At 70.8% G+C, this 19,778-nt stretch carries 21 protein-coding genes and 1 tRNA gene; 12 read left to right on the plus strand and 10 right to left on the minus strand.

Annotated features, from left to right (window positions below; translation table 11 throughout):
* Positions 1 to 122: 122 nt before the first annotated feature.
* The 8 genes from rplL to AOM01_RS12310 form a co-directional block, all read right to left on the minus strand.
* Positions 123 to 509 carry a 50S ribosomal protein L7/L12 gene (rplL, locus tag AOM01_RS12275; protein ID WP_062293997.1) on the minus strand — a complete coding sequence of 129 codons (387 nt, stop codon included), beginning with the start codon at positions 507 to 509 and terminating at the stop codon, positions 123 to 125.
* Between the two features lie 57 nt (positions 510 to 566).
* Complete coding sequence (gene rplJ, locus AOM01_RS12280; RefSeq protein WP_062294000.1) at positions 567 to 1,088, minus strand: 50S ribosomal protein L10; 522 nt, start codon at positions 1,086 to 1,088, stop codon at positions 567 to 569.
* Positions 1,089 to 1,551: 463 nt separating this feature from the next.
* Positions 1,552 to 2,250 (minus strand): 50S ribosomal protein L1, encoded by a 699-nt coding sequence (gene rplA / locus AOM01_RS12285; RefSeq protein WP_062294003.1) that lies wholly within the window; start codon positions 2,248 to 2,250, stop codon positions 1,552 to 1,554.
* Between the two features lie 65 nt (positions 2,251 to 2,315).
* Positions 2,316 to 2,750 (minus strand): 50S ribosomal protein L11, encoded by a 435-nt coding sequence (gene rplK / locus AOM01_RS12290; RefSeq protein WP_062294006.1) that lies wholly within the window; start codon positions 2,748 to 2,750, stop codon positions 2,316 to 2,318.
* 60 nt (positions 2,751 to 2,810) lie between these two features.
* Positions 2,811 to 3,569 (minus strand): transcription termination/antitermination protein NusG, encoded by a 759-nt coding sequence (nusG, locus tag AOM01_RS12295; RefSeq protein ID WP_062294009.1) that lies wholly within the window; start codon positions 3,567 to 3,569, stop codon positions 2,811 to 2,813.
* 23 nt (positions 3,570 to 3,592) lie between these two features.
* Complete coding sequence (secE, locus tag AOM01_RS12300; protein ID WP_062294013.1) at positions 3,593 to 3,850, minus strand: preprotein translocase subunit SecE; 258 nt, start codon at positions 3,848 to 3,850, stop codon at positions 3,593 to 3,595.
* Between the two features lie 49 nt (positions 3,851 to 3,899).
* Positions 3,900 to 3,972: transfer RNA gene (locus AOM01_RS12305), tRNA-Trp, on the minus strand.
* 339 nt (positions 3,973 to 4,311) lie between these two features.
* Positions 4,312 to 4,851 (minus strand): putative endonuclease domain-containing protein, encoded by a 540-nt coding sequence (locus tag AOM01_RS12310; RefSeq protein ID WP_169746562.1) that lies wholly within the window; start codon positions 4,849 to 4,851, stop codon positions 4,312 to 4,314.
* Between the two features lie 633 nt (positions 4,852 to 5,484).
* Between AOM01_RS12310 and AOM01_RS12315 the strand changes: the two genes are divergently transcribed.
* The 12 genes from AOM01_RS12315 (at position 5,485) to AOM01_RS12370 (ending at position 17,410) form a co-directional block, all read left to right on the plus strand.
* Positions 5,485 to 5,898 carry an SHOCT domain-containing protein gene (locus AOM01_RS12315; protein WP_062294018.1) on the plus strand — a complete coding sequence of 138 codons (414 nt, stop codon included), beginning with the start codon at positions 5,485 to 5,487 and terminating at the stop codon, positions 5,896 to 5,898.
* Positions 5,899 to 5,994: 96 nt separating this feature from the next.
* Positions 5,995 to 7,197 (plus strand): pyridoxal phosphate-dependent aminotransferase, encoded by a 1,203-nt coding sequence (locus AOM01_RS12320; protein WP_174441895.1) that lies wholly within the window; start codon positions 5,995 to 5,997, stop codon positions 7,195 to 7,197.
* Positions 7,198 to 7,301: 104 nt separating this feature from the next.
* The gene (locus AOM01_RS12325; RefSeq protein ID WP_062294023.1) at positions 7,302 to 8,186 is read left to right on the plus strand and encodes an ABC transporter ATP-binding protein; all 885 of its coding nucleotides are present in this window, start codon (positions 7,302 to 7,304) and stop codon (positions 8,184 to 8,186) included.
* Positions 8,183 to 9,001, plus strand: coding sequence for an ABC transporter permease (locus AOM01_RS12330; protein ID WP_062294025.1), 819 nt, complete (start codon positions 8,183 to 8,185; stop codon positions 8,999 to 9,001). The genes AOM01_RS12325 and AOM01_RS12330 overlap by 4 nt, the downstream gene beginning before the upstream one ends.
* A gap of 59 nt (positions 9,002 to 9,060) precedes the next feature.
* Positions 9,061 to 9,333: a hypothetical protein gene (locus tag AOM01_RS12335; protein ID WP_062294026.1), complete on the plus strand. Its 273-nt coding sequence runs from the start codon at positions 9,061 to 9,063 to the stop codon at positions 9,331 to 9,333.
* Between the two features lie 35 nt (positions 9,334 to 9,368).
* Positions 9,369 to 9,944, plus strand: coding sequence for a hypothetical protein (locus AOM01_RS12340; protein ID WP_062294028.1), 576 nt, complete (start codon positions 9,369 to 9,371; stop codon positions 9,942 to 9,944).
* A gap of 29 nt (positions 9,945 to 9,973) precedes the next feature.
* On the plus strand, positions 9,974 to 11,380 hold the full coding sequence (locus AOM01_RS12345) for a sensor histidine kinase (protein ID WP_062294030.1): 1,407 nt from the start codon (positions 9,974 to 9,976) through the stop codon (positions 11,378 to 11,380).
* Positions 11,377 to 12,027, plus strand: coding sequence for a response regulator transcription factor (locus tag AOM01_RS12350; RefSeq protein WP_369401591.1), 651 nt, complete (start codon positions 11,377 to 11,379; stop codon positions 12,025 to 12,027). The genes AOM01_RS12345 and AOM01_RS12350 overlap by 4 nt, the downstream gene beginning before the upstream one ends.
* A 62-nt stretch (positions 12,028 to 12,089) precedes the next feature.
* Positions 12,090 to 13,325 carry a sensor histidine kinase gene (locus tag AOM01_RS12355; RefSeq protein WP_062294035.1) on the plus strand — a complete coding sequence of 412 codons (1,236 nt, stop codon included), beginning with the start codon at positions 12,090 to 12,092 and terminating at the stop codon, positions 13,323 to 13,325.
* A complete protein-coding gene (locus AOM01_RS12360; RefSeq protein WP_062294038.1) occupies positions 13,322 to 13,990 on the plus strand; it encodes a response regulator in 669 nt (222 codons plus the stop codon). The genes AOM01_RS12355 and AOM01_RS12360 overlap by 4 nt, the downstream gene beginning before the upstream one ends.
* Positions 13,991 to 14,138: 148 nt before the next feature.
* The gene (locus AOM01_RS12365; RefSeq protein WP_062294040.1) at positions 14,139 to 14,876 is read left to right on the plus strand and encodes an ABC transporter ATP-binding protein; all 738 of its coding nucleotides are present in this window, start codon (positions 14,139 to 14,141) and stop codon (positions 14,874 to 14,876) included.
* Positions 14,876 to 17,410, plus strand: coding sequence for an ABC transporter permease (locus tag AOM01_RS12370; protein ID WP_062294043.1), 2,535 nt, complete (start codon positions 14,876 to 14,878; stop codon positions 17,408 to 17,410). The genes AOM01_RS12365 and AOM01_RS12370 overlap by 1 nt, the downstream gene beginning before the upstream one ends.
* A gap of 74 nt (positions 17,411 to 17,484) precedes the next feature.
* On the opposite strand, the gene AOM01_RS12375 is transcribed toward AOM01_RS12370, so the two are convergent.
* Positions 17,485 to 18,531 carry a UDP-N-acetylmuramate dehydrogenase gene (locus AOM01_RS12375; RefSeq protein ID WP_062294048.1) on the minus strand — a complete coding sequence of 349 codons (1,047 nt, stop codon included), beginning with the start codon at positions 18,529 to 18,531 and terminating at the stop codon, positions 17,485 to 17,487.
* Complete coding sequence (locus AOM01_RS12380) at positions 18,528 to 19,733, minus strand: MFS transporter (RefSeq protein WP_062294051.1); 1,206 nt, start codon at positions 19,731 to 19,733, stop codon at positions 18,528 to 18,530. Before AOM01_RS12380 ends, AOM01_RS12375 begins: the two co-directional genes overlap by 4 nt.
* Between the last annotated feature and the right edge of the window lie 45 nt (positions 19,734 to 19,778).

Below are 19,778 nucleotides of genomic sequence, written 5' to 3' on the forward strand. Positions count from 1 at the left end.
ACGATGCCCGGGCCCGCCTCCGCGCGCACGGAACCCGCGCATCGTCCCCCGGGAACGGCAGAACGGGGCCGGGTCCTCGCGGACCCGACCCCGTTCAGAAGGTGCGGCTGAAGCCGTGCGAACTACTTGAGCTCGACGGTGGCGCCGGCGGCCTCGAGCTGAGCCTTGGCCTTCTCGGCGTCGTCCTTCTTCGCGCCCTCGAGGACGGCCTTGGGGGCCTCGTCCACGAGCGCCTTCGCCTCGCCCAGGCCGAGACCGGTGAGCGCGCGGACCTCCTTGATGACCTGGATCTTCTTGTCGCCGACGGCGGCGAGGAAGACGTCGAACTCGTCCTTCTCCTCGACCTCGGCAGCGGCCTCGCCGCCGGCGGCGGGGGCAGCGGCAACGGCGACCGGAGCGGCGGCGGTGACCTCGAAGGTCTCCTCGAACGCCTTCACGAACTCCGAGAGCTCGATGAGCGAGAGCTCCTTGAACTGCTCGATGAGCTCCTCGGTGGTGAGCTTAGCCATGATGACTTCCTTCTCTCTTGCCTGCGTGAAGCAGATGTGTGTAGTGGGGTGCGGCCCTTAGGCCGCGTCTTCCTGCTTCGCACGCAGGGCGTCGACGGCGCGCGCTGCCTGAGCAAGCGGTGCCTGGAACAGGTATGCAGCACCAAAGAGCGACGCCTTCATGGCGCCGGCAGCCTTGGCGAGCAGAACCTCGCGGGACTCGAGGTCCGCCAGCTTCTTGACCTCATCAGCAGAGATCACCTTGCCCTCGAGAACGCCGCCCTTGATGACGAGCTTGTCGTTCTCCTTGGCAAAAGCCTTGAGACCCTTCGCAGCCTCGACCGGGTCACCGGTCACGAATGCGATGGCCGTGGGGCCGGTCAGAAGGTCGTCGAGACCCTCGATGCCGGCGTCCTTGGCCGCGAGCGCCGTCAGAGTGTTCTTCGCGACCTTGTAGGTCGCGGCGCCGCGGATCTCACCGCGCAGCTTCGCGAGCTGCGGGACGGAGAGGCCGCGGTACTCGGTGATCAGCACCGCCGCGGAGCTGCGGAAGTCGTCCGCGAGCTCTGCAACAGCGTTCACCTTGTCTGGCGTCGCCATGTTTGTCCTTCCTTCGGATGACCGCCCGTCCCATCCCCCACATGAGAAAGGCCCCGCGCAGGCGGGGCCGGGGGCCTGATCCGCAAACGGAAAGGGCGGCCCGTGGGCCGCCCAGACGTTCGCGCGCTCGGCGCTTCAGCTTCACCTGCGCTGGACCCCGCATGAGCGGGACTTCGGTCGAACCCGGGGAACCCGGGCCCGACGACCGGCGGTCTTGGGCTCGTCCATAGTACGGGACGCGCGCATCGTCCGCAAATCGAATGCGGGGGACGATGCGGCGGACGCCTGGCGCGCCCGGGTGAACCCGGCATCGTGCCCCGGGATGCGAGAAGGCCCGGCTCCCCCGCGGGGGGAGCCGGGCCAGGAGCGGCGCGTGGGACGCGGTGGCGTCACGTGGGCCGCTCTGCTCCGCGTCCGTGCCGGGGTCGCCGGTCGGGGCGCGAGAGTCTGGGATGCCCGCTGCTTACGCCTCGGACTTCGCGAGGGCGTCGATCGGGATGCCGGGGCCCTGCGTCGCCGAGATCGAGGCCTTGACGATGTAGCGGCCCTTCGAGGCGGACGGCTTGGCGCGGAGCACCTCGTCGACCACGGCCTGGAAGTTCTCGAGCAGCTTCTCGTCGCCGAAGGACGCCTTGCCCAGCACGGTGTGCAGGTTGGCGTGCTTGTCGACGCGGAACTCGATCTTTCCGCCCTTGATGTCGGACACGGCCTTCGCCACGTCCATCGTCACGGTGCCCGTCTTCGGGTTCGGCATGAGGCCACGGGGGCCGAGCACGCGGCCCAGGCGGCCGACCTTGCCCATGAGGTCGGGCGTCGCCACGACGGCGTCGAAGTCCTGGCGGCCGGCGGCCACCTCCTCGATGAGCTCGTCGCCACCGACGATGTCGGCGCCCGCCTCGCGGGCAGCCTCTGCCTTGTCACCGTTGGCGAAGACCAGGACCCTGGCGGTCTTGCCGGTGCCGTTCGGCAGGATGACGGTGGAGCGGACCATCTGGTCCGCGTGACGGGGGTCGACGCCGAGCTTGAACACGACGTCGATGGTCGAGTCGGTGTTCTTCGAGGACGTCTTCTGAGCGAGGCGGAGGGCCTCGATCGGCGTGTACAGCTGGCCACGGTCGACGAGCTGGGCTGCGTCGCGGTAAGCCTTGGAGCGCTTGGTCATCTGCGTTGTTCCTTTGCAGTTCGTGGTGCGGGCCAGCGCGGCCCTGCCACTGAGGTGGGAGGTCCTTAGGAGACCGTGATGCCCATGGAGCGGGCGGTGCCGGCGATGATCTTCGCGGCGGCGTCGATGTCGTTGGCGTTGAGGTCGGCCATCTTGGCCTCGGCGATCTCACGCACCTGAGCGTCGGTCAGGTTCGCGACCTTGACGGTGTGCGGGGTCGACGAGCCCTTGGCGACGCCGGCTGCCTTCTTGATGAGCTCGGCGGCCGGAGGCGTCTTGAGCACGAACGTGAACGAGCGGTCCTCGTACACGGTGATCTCGACGGGCACGACGTTGCCACGCTGCGACTCGGTCGCGGCGTTGTACGCCTTGCAGAACTCCATGATGTTGACGCCGTGCTGACCGAGCGCCGGACCGACCGGCGGGGCAGGGTTGGCGGCGCCGGCCTGGATCTGAAGCTTGATCAGCCCAGTGACCTTCTTCTTCTTCGCGGGTGCCATGTTGAGGGTCCTTATCTTGTTGCCTGTGCGGCTTGGCGGCCGCAGGTTCGCTGTCGCGAGCTAGATCTTGGTGACCTGGGTGAACGACAGCTCGACCGGGGTCTCCCGGCCGAAGATGGAGACGAGCACGTGGAGCTTCTGGCTCTCAGCCGAGATCTCCGAGATCGTGCCCGGGAGGGTCGCGAACGGGCCGTCGATGACGGTGACCGACTCGCCGACCTCGAACTCGACCTCGACGGGGGCCTGCGTGGTGGCGGACTCCTCGGCGGCGGCCGCCTCGGCCACCTCCTTGGGCGCCAGCATCGAGTAGACCTCGTCGATGGTGAGCGGGACGGGGTTGTGGGCGTGGCCGACGAAGCCGGTCACACCCGGGGTGTTGCGCACGGCGCCCCACGACTCGTCCGTGAGGTACATGCGCACCAGGACGTATCCGGGCATCCGGACGCGGGTGACGAGCTTGCGCTGGCCGCCCTTGATCTCCGCGACCTCTTCCATGGTCACCTCGACCTGGAAGATGTAGTCCTCCATGTGGAGGCTCTCGATGCGGTGCTCGATCGCGGCCTTCACGCGCTTCTCGTGACCCGAGTAGCTGTGGACCACGTACCAGTCGCCCTCAAGGGTGCGGAGGCGGGACTTGAACTCGGCGACCGGGTCGGCGATCGGGGCGTCGATGTCGGCCTCGACCGCATCGTCCGCCTGCGGCTCGTCGGCGATCTGCTCGTCCGCGGTCAGCTCGTCCGCGGGGGTCGCCTCGGCGACCTCGGGCTCCAGGCCGTCGATCTCGCTCATCACCGTCTCGTCACTCTTCTCGTCGCTCATCACTCACTCCCCTTGAGGCGGCCTCAGCCGCCGAACACCTTCGCCGAGACCCAGCCGAACACGAAGTCCAGCGCGAACACCAGGATCATCATCACGGCCACGAAGCCGAGAACGATCCAGATGTAGCGGATCAGCTCCTGGCGCGTGGGGGTGACCACACGTCGCAGCTCGGAGATGACCTGGCGCACGAACAGCGCGATGCGTCCGAAGATGTTCAGACCCTCGCGCGACTCGTGCCGCGGGTCCTTCTCTCCGGAATCCGTCACGGCAGATTCGCTCACCGAAAAGTCCTTCTCTCTGGATTGCGCTCGCGGGAGATCCCCGCGTACGCAGGGCAGGAGGGACTCGAACCCACAACCGCCGGTTTTGGAGACCGGTGCGCTACCAATTGCGCCACTGCCCTTCGGGATCCCTCACGGGGCCCCGCGGCTCATGTCCCTCTGCCCTGCTGCAACCCGCCCGAAGGCGCGAACCAGCCTGACGAAAGTCAATCGCCGACGTCACATGTTACGCGGTTCCGGGAGAGAAGTCGAACCCGGGTTCGTGGGCGGCCTCGTCGCCACCCGCCATGTGCGCCGGACCAGAGTAGCGGACGGCGGGGAAGGCGCGGGACGGCAGTGTCGGGCGGGTGCGTCGTGTGGACTTCCAATGACACTTGGGACTCGTGCATTCTCCCGTGAAGGATGTGACTGCACCGCAGGCCACTTGAGTGCGATCGAGCCACAAGCGTCCTTGGCAGTCATCAGGCTGCGGGGCTCGATGCGGTCATCAGGAGCGCCCGCACCTGACGGGCGATCAATCCGCGCGATCGTCGCACCACCGAATAGGGGTAGCGGAGCCGCGAGATGCCCCGCAGCGCGAGCTCTCTGTCACGGCGCTCGTCCTCCTCCATCGCCTCCGGGCTCGAGTGGTACGTGAGCCCGTCCACCTCGACAACCACGCGCCCTTCGACCACCAGGTCGACGTGGCCGACACCTGGGATCAGCACCTGAGGCTCGACCGCGAGGCCTGCGGCCTTCAGCTCCATGCGCGCCAGGGTCTCGCCTGGCGCTTGTGAGCGCGGCTCGGCTTGGACGGCGAGCCACGACCGTCGGGGAATCGCGGTTGCCGTGAGCCGCCACACGTCGTCCGTGGTGAGGAGCTCGCGGTTGAGCGCGGCGTCGAGTGCGACCAGTTGCTCGAGCGCCGGCACGCACGCGCCCAGATGGTCGATGATGGCAAGAGCTGGCGCGCAGAGCGCGTCTCCTTCAGCGGTCACCCCGCGCGCGAGCCTGTGGAGCACCAGGTCACGTCGCCTGCGCCGATCGTCCGCGACGAGTCCGCGGTCGGCCGGGAGCGCGAGGTGAAGACCTCGCGGCGTGCGGAGGAGCGGCAGGTCCAACCACCGTGCTGCGCTGACACAGGTCAGCTGCGCGGACAGGACTCGCGTGCGCACCGCCCAAGACGATGCCTCCTTGACCGCGAAGCAACCCCGATGCGGTCGGACGAGTAGTCCGCGCTCCACCGCCGCCATGAGTTGCCGGTCGGTGAACCCGAGCCGCAGCAGGTGTGCACGGCGCGCGCACCCGCCCAGACCGGCCACAGCCCCCACGACATCCATCGCCCGAGCGTCGCCGCTCGACGAGGGGGGCGCGAGCGTAGACCGCGCATCTGAGGATGAACACAGTTGCACCGCAACCTGGGTGCATCGGCTCGGCGCCAATGAACCGACGACTCCCAATGACGTTTGAGACTCGTGCGTTCTCGCGTGAAGGATGTGTTCGTCTCACGAGTCGATCCGCGTCTCATCGCTCGCAAGTGTCATTGGGAGTCGCCACCGTGCCGCTCCCCGCCCCGTCACCACCCCGCGCGCTCTCCCATGCCAGGTATTACCGTGAGATCGGGGGCAGGACACAGCACAACAGGGGGCACCGCCATGGACTTCTTCGCCAACTTCCTCGACATCCTCTGGTGGTCACTGTGGATCACCATCTGGGTGATGTTCATCTTCCTGATGATCCGGTTCGTGATCGACGCATGGCGGGACGACGAGATCGGCACCGGCGCCAAGGTCGGGTGGACGCTGCTGCTGATCCTCCTTCCCGCGCTCGGCGCGCTCATCTACCTCCTCGCGCGGGGCAGGGGCATGGCCGAGCGCGACATGGCCGCGGCCCGCGACTATCGGGCCGCGGAGGTGGAGTACACCAGGAGCCTCGCATACGACGACGCGGACATCGACGTGCTCACGCGACAGCCCGCCACCGAGATCTCCCGCGCGAAGGCGCTGCTCGACTCCGGAGCGATCACGCCGGAGGAGTACGCGCAGCTCAAGGCGCGGGCCCTCGCCTAGTCCGCGAGCGCCCGCCGCCGTGCCGGTCCGCGCGGAGGTGCACGCGTCCCACATCGCGGACACCGCCGCGGGGGCGCAGGTGGAACAATGACCCGCATGAAGCCCGCACGCCGTGTCTCCGCCCGCCTCGGCGCCATCGCGCCGTCCGCCACCCTCGCCGTCGACTCGAAGGCGAAGGCGCTCAAGGCCGCCGGCCGCCCCGTGATCGGGTTCGGCGCCGGCGAGCCCGACTTCCCCACGCCCGACTTCATCGTCGAGGCGGCGGTCGCGGCCGCGCGTGAGCCGCGCAACCACCGCTACACGCCCGCGGCCGGCCTGCCCGAGCTCAAGCAGGCGATCGCGGACAAGACGCTGCGCGACAGCGGCTACGAGATCGATCCCGCCCAGGTCATCGTCACCAACGGTGGCAAGCAGGCCGTGTTCCAGGCATTCGCCGCGATCGTCGACCCGGGCGACGAGGTCCTCCTCCCCGCCCCGTACTGGACCACCTACCCCGAGGCCATCGCGCTCGCCGGCGGCTCCGCCGTCGAGGTGTTCGCCGGCGCCGACCAGGAGTACCTCGTCACCGTCGAGCAGCTCGAGGCCGCCCGCACGGAGCGCACGAAGGCCCTGCTGTTCTGCAGCCCGTCGAACCCCACCGGCGCCGTCTACTCGCCCGAGCAGACCAAGGCGATCGGCGAGTGGGCCCTCGAGCACGGCATCTGGGTCCTCACCGACGAGATCTACGAGCACCTCACCTACGACGACGCGACGTTCACCCCCATCGTCAAGGCGGTCCCCGAGCTCGCCGACCAGACGATCGTCCTCAACGGCGTCGCCAAGACCTACGCGATGACCGGATGGCGCGTGGGCTGGATGGTCTCCCCCGCCGACGTCACCAAGGCCGCGGCGAACTTCCAGAGCCACCTCACGTCGAACGTCGCGAACGTGTCGCAGCGCGCGGCGATCGCGGCGCTCGAGGGCGGCCTCGAGGAGGTCCACCAGATGCGCGAGGCGTTCGACCGCCGTCGCCGCACCATGGTCGACATGCTCCGCCAGATCGACGGCGTGGTGTGCCCCACCCCGAAGGGCGCGTTCTACGCGTACCCGTCGGTCGAGGGCCTCATCGGCCGCACCGTCGGCGGCGTCGAGATCGCCTCGAGCGCGGACCTCGCGACCGTGATCCTCGAGCAGGCAGAGGTGGCGGTGGTCCCCGGCGAGGCGTTCGGCCCGTCCGGCTTCATGCGCCTCAGCTACGCGCTCGGCGACGAGGACCTGGTCGAGGGCGTCGGCCGCATCCAGAACCTGCTCGCCGGCTGACGCGCCGCCCGCGACCGGAAGGGGCGCATCGTTCCGCGGGACGATGCGCCCCTTCCGTCTCCCGGCGGAGGCACCTGGCGGGCGGGCTGGCTAGGCTCGACGGCATGACCGAACCCGCGATCACCATCGCCGGCCTGCACAAGCATTACGGCGACCTGCATGCCGTCGACGGCCTCGACCTCGAGATCCCGCGCGGCGAGGTGTTCGCGCTGCTGGGACCGAACGGCGCCGGCAAGTCGACCACCGTCGAGATCCTCGAGGGCTTCCGCAAGCGCACCGCGGGCGACGTGAGCGTCCTCGGTGTCGACCCGCACCACGCGACCAAGCAGTGGCGCAGCCGCGTCGGCATCATGCTGCAGGGCACCGCAGAGCGCGGCTCGCTCACCGCGAGCGAGGCGCTGCGCTACGCCGCGAGCCTGTACACGTCCCCCCGCGGCGTCGACGAGATGCTCGAGGCCGTGGGACTCACCGAGAAGGCGGGCTCGAAGCCGGCGACGCTGTCCGGCGGACAGCGGAGGCGCCTCGACGTCGCGCTTGCGCTGATAGGCCGCCCCGAGATGGTGTTCCTCGACGAGCCGACCACGGGCTTCGACCCCGAGGCGCGGCGCCAGTTCTGGACGCTCATCGAGTCCGTCCGCGGCGACGGCACCACCATCCTCCTCACCACCCACTACCTGGACGAGGCCGACCACCTCGCGGACCGCATCGGCATCATCGCCGCCGGTCGCATGGTCGCCCTGGACACGCCGGCCGGCCTGCGCGCTCGCGCCGCCGATGCCCGCGTCACCTGGACGGAGGACGGCGTCACCCGCACCGAGGAGACCGCGACACCCACGGCGTTCCTGCGCGAGCTGCTCGCCCGCACGCCCGAAGAGATCGCGGGCCTCGAGGTGGTCCATCCGTCGCTCGAGGATGTCTATCTCCGGCTGATCGGCGACGCCGCGAACGTGTCAGCCGGCGAGGACGCGACCCAGGAGGGCTCGGCATGACCACCACCCGAGCATCGTCGGTCCCCACCTGGATGTCCATGACCCGTGGGCGCTTCGTGGTCGAGGTCAAGGAGTTCACGCGGACCCGGGAGCAGATGGTCTTCATCTTCTTCTTCCCGATGATGCTGCTGCTCCTGTTCGGGTCGGTGTTCGGCGGGCAGGAGATCGCGGACGGCGTGTCCTTCGCGCAGTACTTCCTGCCCGGCATGATCGCCTCGGGGATCCTCAACACGGGCTTCCAGTCGTTGGCGATCTCGATCGCCATCGACCGCGACTCGGACGCGCTCAAACGCGTCCACGCGACGCCGCTGCCCGCGACCGCGTTCTTCGCGGCGAAGGTGACCCAGGTGCTCGCGGTGTCGGTGGTGCAGATCGCGGCGCTGGTCGCCATCGGCGTCGCGCTCTACGACGCGGAGCTTCCCACCGGCAGCGGGTGGTGGACGTTCACGTGGGTCTTCCTGCTGGGCACGGCCGCGTCGACCACGCTGGGCATCGCCATGTCGTCGCTGCTGCGCAACGCGAAGGCCGCGTCCGCGATCCTCACCCCGCTGGTGCTGTTCCTGCAGTTCACCTCCGGCGTCTTCCTCGTCTACACGCAGATCCCGACGTTCCTCCAGCATGTGGCAGCGGTGTTCCCGCTCAAGTGGCTCGCGCAGGGCATGCGGTCGGTGTTCCTTCCCGAGAGCTTCGAGGCGGCCGAGGCGAGCGGCTCGTGGCAGCATCCCGCGACGGCGATCGTCCTCGCGCTGTGGATGGTGCTGGGCCTCATCGTCTCGGTGCGCACGTTCCGCTGGACCCGGCACGACGACAACTGACAGCCTCCCCTGAGCGGTCTCTGCGCCGCCTGCCAGGGTGCGCACACCATGCTGGCGGCATGACCCGCACCGCCACCCGCACCGCCACCCGCACCGCCACCCGCATCGCCGTCACGCTGCTCGCCGCCGGATCGCTCCTCGTCGGCGCAGCATCGGCCGCCGGCGCTTCACCGCGCGCCGGCGTCGCGAGCGCCTGGGACGACGCGTCCGCGACCTCCGTCCCGGGCCCCCGGAATCGGGACGCACCCCGACACGCGGCCGGGCGACGCACGCCCGACGTCGTCGCCGTCCTCCCCGACCGGACGCGCCTCCGCGCCGCGGCCGTCGTCTGAGAGAGCTCTCAGACGACGGCGAGCAGGCTGGGGTCATGAACACCTCAGCAGCAAGGTTCGCGGCCACGATCGCCGCAGCATCCGCGGTCCTGCTCGGGGTCGGCGTCGGGGCGACCGCGTTGTCGCGCTCCGGCACCGGCGCGGAGCCGGACCCCACCGTGGGCGACGCCGTCGTCGTCGGCTCGTCGGACGACTCGACGCCCGAGCCGTCATCATCGTCGAGCTCGACCCCGGACGACTCCCTCTCCGCGGTCCCCCACAGCCCGTCGGTGGACGACCTGTCCGACGACCACGGCGGCGACCGCCCCGATGACGTGAGCGACGATGTGGCCGACGACAGCGTCGCGCTGCCGCCGGGAGACACCCGCGTCGACGACGAGGCTGACGACTCGGGTCACGACTCCGCCGACGACGCGACCGACGACAAGGGCGGCGACCGCGCCACCACCGACGACTCCGACGACTCGGGCGAGGACGCGCGCGACGACTCGAGCGGCAGCTCGGGTCACGGCTCCGACGACTCGGGCGAGGACGCGAGCGACGACTCGAGCGGCAGCTCGGGTCACGGCTCCGACGACTCGGCCGACGAGAGCGAGCACGAGGACGACTGAACCCGATAGCGTGGCGCCGGAAGGTGACGATGACCTCACGGTTCGGGCAGTCCGGCGCTCGCGCGGGTTCCGTCCGCGCCCGCGTGGTGATCTACCTGGTGGCGCTCACCGGGGTGTCGCTCGTCGTCGCCGGCACCACCGCATTCCTCATCGAGCGTGATGCGGTCGAGCGCGGCGTCACCGATGAGTTGTCAGCGACCGCAGACGACTACCTCCGGTGGATCGCCGAGAACGATCCGACGGGGATCGACGCCCTCATGCGGGACGCGGTCGCCCGGTACACCGGCACCGAGGACGAGGGCGCGGTCGCGATAGTCGACGGGCGCGCCCGATACGTGCCCGCGAGCGAGGGCCGGCTCCGGCTCGAGGATGATCAGGAGCTCGTCGACCTGCTGTGGTCCGACACGACCACCGCGGTCGAGGTGCGGCGCGCCGCGACGTCGACCGCGCGGTACGGCTACGCGGCCATACCGTTCATCGACGCGGGCGGCACACGCGTCGCGGTCCTCGCCATCGCCATCGACGAGGGCGCGCGAGTCGGCGAGCTCGTCGACACGTTCACCGTGTACGCGATCGTCGCGGTGGTCGCGACCGTCGCGATTGGTGCGCTCGGGTTCGTCACCGTGGGCCGCCTTCTCGAGCCGGTGCGGCTGCTTGACCGCACCGCGCGGCACATCAGCGAGAACGACCTCGGCGAGCGCGTGCCGATCGTCGGCGACGACGATCTCGCGGGCCTGTCGCGGACCGTCAACGCCATGCTCGACCGGCTCGAGCGGGCGTTCTCCGACCAGCGGCGGCTCCTCGACGACGCGTCGCACGAACTCCGTACGCCGCTCACGGTAGTCAGAACGCGTCTCGAGCTCCTCGAGCCGCGTGACGCGGACCAGGTCGAGGCGACACGGGACGAGCTCCTCGACGTGACCGCCGACATGACGCGGCTGGTCGAGGACCTGGTCACGCTCGCGAAGGCGGATCGCCCCGAGTTCCTGCGCCTCGCGCCCACCGCGATGGCGACGCTCACCGACGTCGTCGCGGAACGCATGGCGACGCTCGGAGACCGGGCGTGGAGCGTCGAGTCGCGCGCGGAGGGCACGGCCGTCATCGACCCGCAGCGGCTCACGCAGGCGTGGATGCAGCTCGCGGCCAACGCCGTGAAGTTCGCCGCCGACGGCTCGGCAGTGCGGGTGGGCACTGCGCGCGACGGTGCCGACCTGCTGGCGTGGGTATCGGACGAGGGGCGCGGCATCGCTCCCGCGGACCTCGAGTCCGTCCGCGAGCGCTTCGTGCGCCTCGACCCCGACGCCGACGGCTTGGGGCTGGGCCTGCCGCTGGTGAGCGCGATCGCGCGCGCCCACGGAGGCGAGCTCGAGATCGCTTCCACGCCCGGCCACGGGTCCACGTTCGTCATCCGCGTGCCATGGCGGGAGGAGCCGTGAGGATCCTGCTGGTCGAGGATGAGCAACGGCTCGTGGCGAGCCTGCGCGACGGCCTGCGCACCGTCGGGATCGAGATGGACCACGCACGCACCGGCCGCGAGGGCCTCGCGCTCGCGCTCGAGGGCACCCACGACGTCATGGTCCTCGACATCGGCCTGCCCGACCAGGAGGGCTTCACCGTGCTGCGGCGCCTGCGTGCGGCCGGCTCCGACCTGCCGGTCATCATCCTGACCGCGCGGACCTCGGCCGAGGACACCGTGCGCGGGCTCGAACGCGGCGCCGACGACTACATGCCGAAGCCGTTCTCGTTCGACGAGCTGGTCGCCCGCATCCGCCTGCGCGCGCGCCGCGACAGCGCCACGCCGGACCCGACGCTGCGCGTGGGCCGCTGCGAGCTCGACCCCGTCGCACGACGTCTCACGTGCGACGGCGAGGAGGTGCAGCTGAGCCCGCGCGAGCTCCAGCTCGCCCGCCTGCTCATGGAGAACGCGGGCGGCGTCGTGACGCGGGCGCGTGCGCTCGAGGAGGTGTGGGGCTCGGCGGCGCGCGACAACGTGCTCGACGTGTATGTGAGATACCTGCGGGCGCGCCTCGGGGCCGATGCGATCGAGACGGTGCGTGGCGTGGGCTACCGGTTTCACGGCTAGAGGCGCGGAGGCTCGTCCGTGCGGACGATGCCGGGGCAGGGTCCGCGCCCTACGCTGGCCTGATGGACGCCAAGGGACCGCGCTGGGGTGACATCGCGATCGCCGCGGCGCTGCTGGTCCTCGCGCTCATCGGCGCCCGCGGCGCGGGCGATCTTGCCGCGGCGCCCCGCGACTACGACGCGCTCGGCGTCGCGCTGATCGTCGCCCAGGTCGCACCGTTGGCGTGGCGGCAGCGCTACCCGAGGATCGTGGTGTGGGCGATCCTCGTGCCGTGGATCGTGGCGGTCGGGCTGGGTTACCCCGACACGGCCGCGATGTTCGGCATCTACCTCGCGCTCTACGGGCTCGCGGCCTACGTGCCGCGGCGCACGGCCCTGCTCCACGGCGGCGCCGTGCTGGCGCTCATGATCGCGTGGACCGTGGTGGGGCTCGTCGTCACCGACTTCGTCTCGTGGACGTCGCTCATCGCGGTCACTCTCGCGGTGGTGGTGCCCATGATGATCGGGTTCGTCGACTTCCGCCGCCGCGAACGCATCACCGAGCTCGAGCTCGAGCACGCGCGGCGCGAGCAGGCGCAGCAGGTGGTCGCCGCCGATGCGGTGCGCGCCGAGCGCGCGAGGATCGCGCGCGAGCTGCACGACGTGGTGGCGCACGAGATCACCGTGATGACCCTGCAGGCGGAGGGCGCGCGCCGCCTCGCCCGCGACAGCGACGCCCGGGTGTCCGAGGCGCTCGAGACCATCGCCGCCTCGGGGCGCACGGGACTGGCGGAGATGCAGCGCATGATCGGCGTGCTCCGCGCGACCGAGCAGGACGCGGTGGACACGGCCGAGCGTGACCGGGCGCTCGCGGAGCTCGAGCCCATGCCCGCGCTCGCCGCGCTTCCCGCCCTGGCGCAGCAGGTGGAGGACGCGGGGCTGCCCGTCGAGCTCAGCGTCGAGGGCACCGCGCACGTGCCCGCCGGCGTCGAGCTCAGCGCCTACCGGGTGGTGCAGGAGGCGCTCACCAACGCGATGAAGCACGCCGGGCCGGGCGCGCATGCCCAGGTGACCGTCGCACGCAGCCCGGGCGAGGTCACGGTGCTCGTCGAGGACGACGGGCGCGGGATCATCTCCGACGCGGCGCGCCAGAGCGGCGGCCACGGCCTGCGCGGCATGGCGGAACGCGTCCACGCGCTCGGCGGCTCGCTCGAGTACGGTCCGCGCCGCGGGGGCGGCTTCCGGGTGCGGGCGGTCCTGCCGTCCGCCGACGATCAGGTGGGCCGGCGGTCCACGAGCACGACGAAGGGTGGACGATGATCCGGGTGGCGCTGGTCGACGACCAGGCGATGGTGCGGGTGGGATTGCGCATGATCCTCGAGTCCGAGGACGACATCCGCGTGATCGCCGAGGCCACGTCGGGAGCCGAGGCGGCCGGGATAGTCTCCGCGCACGCTCCGGACGTGGTCCTCATGGACGTCCGCATGCCGGGCATGGACGGCCTCACCGCGACGCGCGAGGTGCTCGCCGCGCATCCCGGCACGCGCATCGTGATCCTCACCACCTTCGACGACGACGAATACGTGTACGAGGCGTTGCGCGCCGGAGCGTCCGGCTTCCTGCTCAAGAGCGTCGACGGCGACGCACTGGTGAGCGCCGTGCGCGTGGTCGCAGGCGGCGAGGCGCTGCTCGCCCCCGAGGTGACCCGGCGCGTGATCGAGCAGTTCGCGCGCACCGCACCGGCCGTGCCGGAGGACCACACGCCGTCGCCCGAGGCGGTCGGCGACCTCTCCGACCGCGAGGTCGAGGTGCTGCGCCTCATGGCACGCGGGCTGTCGAACCAGGAGATCGCGGCCGAGCTGTTCGTGTCCTCCACCACGGTCAAGACCCACGTGAGCCACATCCTCACCAAGCTCGGCGTGCGCGACCGGGTCCAGGCCGTCGTCGAGGCGTACGACTCGGGCATCGTGCTGCCGCGGCCGTAGCCGGGCCGACCCGACCCGACCCGCGCATCGTCCCTCCGGGGTCATCCCTGAGACCGACCATGAGGAACCGTCCTCACGGCCGATGACCCCGGCGCGCGCGCTTCGCCAGACTGGCCCCGACACCACCCATCCACGAGGGGGATCCACCATGACCACCACCGTCACCCTCGCCGCCTCGATGCGCGGCGGCACCAAGGACTACGGCTCGGGCGACGCGGCGGTCCGCGCGCTCGACGGGATCGACGTCGACATCGCCGCGGCCGAGTTCACGGCCATCATGGGGCCGTCGGGCTCCGGCAAGTCCACGCTGCTGCACACGCTCGCGGGTCTCGACCGGCTCACCGCAGGCGAGTCCTGGATCGGCGACCAGCAGATCTCCAGCCTGTCCGAGGACAAGATCACGCAGGTGCGCCGCGACAAGATCGGGTTCGTCTTCCAGGCGTTCAACCTCATCCCGTCGCTCACGGCGCGCGAGAACATCACGCTGCCGCTGGACATCTCGGGGCGCGACATCGACCCGGCATGGTTCGACGAGATCATCGGGATCCTGGGCCTCGCCGACCGCCTCACGCATCTGCCCGCCGAGCTCTCGGGCGGCCAGCAGCAGCGCGTCGCGGTCGCCCGCGCGCTGGTCGCGCGCCCCGAGCTGATCTTCGCGGATGAGCCGTCGGGCAACCTCGACTCGCGCTCCGGCGCGGAGCTGCTCGGCTTCATGCGCCGCGCGGTCAAGGAGTTCGGGCAGACCATCGCGATGGTGACGCACGACCCGTCGGCGGCCTCGTACGCGGACCGCGTGCTGTTCCTCGCGGACGGCCGGATCGTGGACGAGATGCGCGAGCCCACGGCCGACCGCGTGCTCGACCGCATGAAGCAGATGGGGCACTGATGTTCCGCCTCGCCGTCAAGTCCGTCAAGCACAACCCCAAGCGGTTGGTGCTGACCGCGATCGCGGTCGCCCTGGGCGTCGCGCTCGCCGCGGCCACCTTCACCCTCACCAACGCGCTGTCGGGCGGGTTCCACCAGCTGTTCGAGGAGATCTACGCCGGCACCGACGTGATCGTCGAGGAGGCACCCTCCGACACCGACGAGGACGGGGACCAGTTCGCCGCCGGCGACTCCGTGTTCACCACCGACGACCTCGCCGCCGTGCAGGCGGTCGACGGCGTCGGCCTCGCGGTCGGCGGCATCCAGGTCATGGGGGCGGTGCTGCCCGCCGACTTCGAGCCCTCCGGCGACCTCATGGCCGCGGGCGGAGCGCCCAGCCAGCTGTTCAACTGGGCGGGCGAGCCGCGCATCGACCAATCGACCCTGGTCGAGGGCCACGGCCCCGAGACCGACGAGCAGATCGTCCTCGACGTCGACAGCGCGCCGCGCCTGGGCTACGCGATCGGCGACCCGGTCGCCATCGCGACCGACTCCGGCGTGACCGAGCTCGAGCTGGTGGGCCTGGTCCGGTTCGGGGAGTCCAACTCGCTCCAGGGCGCGACGCTCGGCTACATGACCGAGGCGACCGCGTGGGAGCTCGCGCAGTCGGACGGCTACCAGAGCATCTCGGTGATCGTCTCCGACGGGGCCGACAAGGATGCGGTCGCCACCGCGATCTCCGACGTCATCCCCGACGGCACCCGCGCCATCACGGGCGAGGACAAGGCCGCCGAGCAGGCGCAGGAGCTCGACGACCTGCTCCAGTACATCGACATCTTCGCGATCGCGTTCGCGCTCATCGCGCTGTTCGTCGGCTCGTACATCATCGTCAACACGTTCCGCATCATCGTGACGCAGCGCACCCGCGAGTTCGGGCTGCTGCGCGCGATCGGCGTGAGCGGCCGCCAGCTGCGGACCATGATCCTGCTCGAGGCGCTCGTCATCGCGGTGGTCGCGTCGACCGTGGGCATCGCGCTCGGGTACCTGGGTGCGCTCGGCCTGTCCGCGGTGGTCGAGGCGGTGTCCGGCAACATCTTCGGCACCGTGACCCTCCCGCTCGACGCGCTGCTCTGGGGCTACGCGCTCGGCGCGCTGGTCACGCTCATCGCGGCGCTCATGCCCGCGATCCATGCGTCGACCATCTCCCCGATGGAGGCGCTACGGGAGTCCGCGACGGAGTCCAAGAAGCCGCTGCGCCTGCGCAACATCGTCGGAGGCGCGCTCGCGCTGCTGGGCGTGCTCGCGATCGTGGTGGGCCTCTACATGGACGTCCCGCGTCCCTATGTCTACGTGGGTGCGGGCGCGATGGTGCTCATCATCGGCGTGACGCTGCTCGCCGCGCAGGTCCTGGTGCCGCTCGCGTACGGGCTCAAGACGCTGCTCACGCGCCTGTTCCGAGTGGACGGCAAGCTCGCCGCCAACAACATCCGGCGCGAGCCGCGCCGCAGCGCCAACACGGCGGCGGCGCTCATGATCGGCGTGATGCTGCTCGCGCTGGTGTCCACGTTCACGGAGTCGCTCAAGAGCGTGGTCACCGACCAGTTCGCGAGCAGCGACGCGGACTTCTTCGTGCTGTCGACCCAGGGGGCCATCCCCGCGGGCGCGATCGACACGCTCGAGTCGCAGGACGGGGTCGCCTTCGTGACGTCGACCGGCATCGACTCGGCGCAGTACGACGGGGTCGGCTACGCCGTCGCGTCCATCGACCCCGAGACGGCCGATGCGGCGTTCGACTACAACAACGAGCCCGACTTCGACCAGCTGGACGGCGGCGTCTTCATCGACCCCGTGATCCAGGAGCTCGGCGTCGAGGTGGGCGACCAGGTCACGCTCGAGGGTGCGGAGGGCTCCGCGACGCTCGAGGTCACCGGCCTGTACCTCAACGAGGGCGACGCGAACTTCTGGGTCGACGAGGCCACGGGTGCCGAGCTGTTCGGCGAGTACGACATCATCCAGGCGATGGTGGTGCTCGACGAGGGCGTCGACGCCGAGGCGGCCCAGGAGCAGCTGACGGAGGCCCTCGCCGCGGACTACCCGCTGGTGGTGCTCCAGGCCCCCGACGAGCTCGCGCAGTTCGCCAACCAGTTCATCGACCTGCTCCTCGGCGTGATCTCCGCGATGCTCGGCGCCGCGCTCATCATCGCGGTCCTGGGCGTGGCGAACACGCTCCTGCTCTCGGTGACGGAGCGCACCCGCGAGATCGGCCTGCTCCGCGCGGTCGGCGTGCGCCGCCGTTCCGTGCGTCGCATGATCCGCATCGAGTCGCTGGTGATGGCGATCTTCGGCACCTTCCTCGGCATGATCCTGGGCGTGGGCCTGGGCGTCGCGCTGGTGAAGGCGCTCGAGGAGTTCGGCTTCTCGTCGGTCGCGATCCCGTGGACGTGGCTCGGGATCTACATGGTGCTGGCGATCGTCGCAGGCGTGGTGGCGGCCATGTCGCCCGCGCGCCGCGCGGCCAAGCTCGACATCCTGCAGGCGATCGCGTTCGACGGCTGACGGACGACCCGCCGGCGGCGGGACGATGCGGCGGCCCCCGGGGACACGATCCCCGGGGGCCGCTCGCGTCGGGACTAGATCTCGACGCCCACCGCGACAGGCTCGGGGACCAGCGTGATGCCGTAGGCGTCGTGCACGCCGTCGCGGACCGCATGCGCGAGCTCGACGATGTCCGCGGCGGTGGCCGCTCCCCTGTTGGTCAGCGCGAGGGTGTGCTTGGTCGACAACGCGGCCGGCGCATCGTCCCTCACGGCGAAGCCGCGCGAGAAGCCCGCGTGCTCGATCAGCCAGGCCGCGGACGTCTTCACCAGGCCGTCGGCAGCCGGGTAGCGCGGCGCGTCCGCCGGGACGGCCTCGGCGTGCACGATCGGGTTGGTGAAGAAGGAGCCGGCGCTCCAGGTGTCGTGGTCGGCGGGGTCGAGGACCATGCCCTTCGACGCGCGCAGCGCGAGAACCGCCTCGCGGACGTCGACGATGGGCACGCGGGCGCCCGGCTCGACGCCGAGCGCGGTCGCGAGCTGCTGATAGCGAACCGGCGCGGACAGGCTCGCCATCCGCGTGTGGAAGGTGACGTCGAGCACCACGTAGCGCGGCGTCGGACCCCACGGCCCGTGGGTCATGGATCGCTTGAGCATCGAGTCGCGGTAGCCGAACTCGGCCTTGACCAGGGGAAGCGTCTTCACGGAGCCCGCCTCGCGGTCCCATGTGCGCACCACCGCCACGATGTCCTTGACCTCCGCGCCGTACGCCCCGACGTTCTGGACGGGGGTGGCACCCGTCGAGCCGGGGATGCCCGACAGCGCCTCGAACCCGCTCCATTCGGACGCCACGGCCTGCGCCACCAGGGCGTCCCACGGGGTGCCCGCGGCGGCGGTGATCGACAGGCCGCCGCACGCGCCGTCGTTGACCAGCGACACGTCCTCGCGGCGGTCGCGGACCACCACGCCGTCGAAGCCCTCGTCGGCGACGAGCAGATTGGAGCCGCCGCCGACCACCAGGAGCGGCGTGCCGTCGGCGTCGGCGGAGCGGACGGCGTCGATCAGCTCGGGCTCGCTGTGCGCCTCGCGCAGCTCGCGTGCCGGGCCCCCGACGCGCAGGGTGGTCAACGCGGCAAGATTCATGCGCCCAGGGTATCCGCGCCCCGATCCCCCTCCTCGCCGCGCAGCCGCGCCTGGGTCGCGGCCGGCTCGGGCGGACGGGCGGCCGACGCGAGCGCGACCATCGCCCCCGCCGCGACCACGCTCACCAGCAGAGCCTGGCGCAGGGGGACCTGCTCCGCGATGAGCCCGATCACCTGCGGCATCGTGAGGCCCGCGATGGTGCCGAAGGCGGCGACGGCAGCGACGCGGGCGGTCGCGTGGCTGCGCTCGTCGGCGGCGGCGGAGATGGCCAGCGGATAGCCCATGGACACGCCCGCGCCCCACACCAGCATCGCCACCGGCACGGCCCAGAAGGTGGGGGTGAACGCGAAGATCAGCGCGCCGACCGTCACCAGCGAGCCGCACGCGCGCAGCACCGTCACCCTGCCCCAGCGGTCGACCACCCGCGTGCCCATCAGCCTGGCGATGCTCTGCGCCACCACCAGGAATGCGTAGAAGGCCGCCGCGAGCGCCTCGGTCCTGCCGAAGTCGTCGACGATCCCGAGCGGCACCCAGTTCGCCGCCCCCATCTCGACCGTGAACGCGCAGAAGAGGATGAACCCGAGCGCCAGCGTCCGCCGCTCGCGCGCCGCGACCTTGAGCGTCACGAACAGACCGTCGCGCCGCTCGACGCTGTCGACGTCCGGGCGCGCGCCGTCGAGGATCGCCACCCTCGACAGCACCAGGTAGGCCGCACCCACCACGGTGACGTTGACCGCGTAATGCACCGGCACCGCGACGTCTGCGAACGAGTACAGCGCCCCGATCCCCACCCCCGCGAGCAACGCGAGCGAGAACACGGCGTGGAATTGGGACAGGATCGACCGACCCACATGGCGCTCGACGGTGGCCGCCTCGGCGTTGGAGAGCGCGTTGAGCGTCTCGAACGAGCCCAGCGCGAAGAACAGCGCGAGCGCGAAGCCGATCCACGTGCCGAGGTGCGCGGCGAGGCCCATGGCCCAGAACGCGAGCACGATCCCGACGGAGGCGACCCGCACCAGCCTCAGCGACCCGAACCTCGCCACCAGCCCGCCCAGCAGCGAGAACGCCATGAGTCCGCCCAGGGATCCCACGATGAACAGCGCGGCGAGCCCCGCAGGTGTGACGCCGAGGGCGTCGCGGACGCTCGGGACCCGCGAGACGTAGGTGCCGAGCATCAGGCCCATGCCGGCGAAGAACACCATCAGGCTGATCCTGGACGCGCGGACACGCCGCGCGTCGATCCGCGC

Source organism: Demequina phytophila, assembly GCF_000971135.1.
Classification (GTDB): Bacteria; Actinomycetota; Actinomycetes; order Actinomycetales; family Demequinaceae; genus Demequina; species Demequina phytophila.

Excerpts from the sequence above, each read along its gene's own strand:
- AOM01_RS12365 (WP_062294040.1), top strand. The coding sequence starts at position 14,139 with ATGACCACCACCGTCACCCTCGCCGCCTCGATGCGCGGCGGCACCAAG.
- rplJ (WP_062294000.1), bottom strand. The coding sequence starts at position 1,088 with ATGGCGACGCCAGACAAGGTGAACGCTGTTGCAGAGCTCGCGGACGAC.
- AOM01_RS12320 (WP_174441895.1), top strand. The coding sequence starts at position 5,995 with ATGAAGCCCGCACGCCGTGTCTCCGCCCGCCTCGGCGCCATCGCGCCG.
- AOM01_RS12355 (WP_062294035.1), top strand. The coding sequence starts at position 12,090 with ATGGACGCCAAGGGACCGCGCTGGGGTGACATCGCGATCGCCGCGGCG.
- AOM01_RS12380 (WP_062294051.1), bottom strand. The coding sequence starts at position 19,733 with ATGGTGTTCTTCGCCGGCATGGGCCTGATGCTCGGCACCTACGTCTCG.
- AOM01_RS12315 (WP_062294018.1), top strand. The coding sequence starts at position 5,485 with ATGGACTTCTTCGCCAACTTCCTCGACATCCTCTGGTGGTCACTGTGG.
- nusG (WP_062294009.1), bottom strand. The coding sequence starts at position 3,569 with ATGAGCGACGAGAAGAGTGACGAGACGGTGATGAGCGAGATCGACGGC.
- AOM01_RS12345 (WP_062294030.1), top strand. The coding sequence starts at position 9,974 with ATGACCTCACGGTTCGGGCAGTCCGGCGCTCGCGCGGGTTCCGTCCGC.
- AOM01_RS12325 (WP_062294023.1), top strand. The coding sequence starts at position 7,302 with ATGACCGAACCCGCGATCACCATCGCCGGCCTGCACAAGCATTACGGC.
- AOM01_RS12340 (WP_062294028.1), top strand. The coding sequence starts at position 9,369 with ATGAACACCTCAGCAGCAAGGTTCGCGGCCACGATCGCCGCAGCATCC.
- rplL (WP_062293997.1), bottom strand. The coding sequence starts at position 509 with ATGGCTAAGCTCACCACCGAGGAGCTCATCGAGCAGTTCAAGGAGCTC.
- AOM01_RS12375 (WP_062294048.1), bottom strand. The coding sequence starts at position 18,531 with ATGAATCTTGCCGCGTTGACCACCCTGCGCGTCGGGGGCCCGGCACGC.
- rplA (WP_062294003.1), bottom strand. The coding sequence starts at position 2,250 with ATGACCAAGCGCTCCAAGGCTTACCGCGACGCAGCCCAGCTCGTCGAC.
- AOM01_RS12335 (WP_062294026.1), top strand. The coding sequence starts at position 9,061 with ATGACCCGCACCGCCACCCGCACCGCCACCCGCACCGCCACCCGCATC.
- AOM01_RS12370 (WP_062294043.1), top strand. The coding sequence starts at position 14,876 with ATGTTCCGCCTCGCCGTCAAGTCCGTCAAGCACAACCCCAAGCGGTTG.
- rplK (WP_062294006.1), bottom strand. The coding sequence starts at position 2,750 with ATGGCACCCGCGAAGAAGAAGAAGGTCACTGGGCTGATCAAGCTTCAG.
- AOM01_RS12360 (WP_062294038.1), top strand. The coding sequence starts at position 13,322 with ATGATCCGGGTGGCGCTGGTCGACGACCAGGCGATGGTGCGGGTGGGA.
- AOM01_RS12330 (WP_062294025.1), top strand. The coding sequence starts at position 8,183 with ATGACCACCACCCGAGCATCGTCGGTCCCCACCTGGATGTCCATGACC.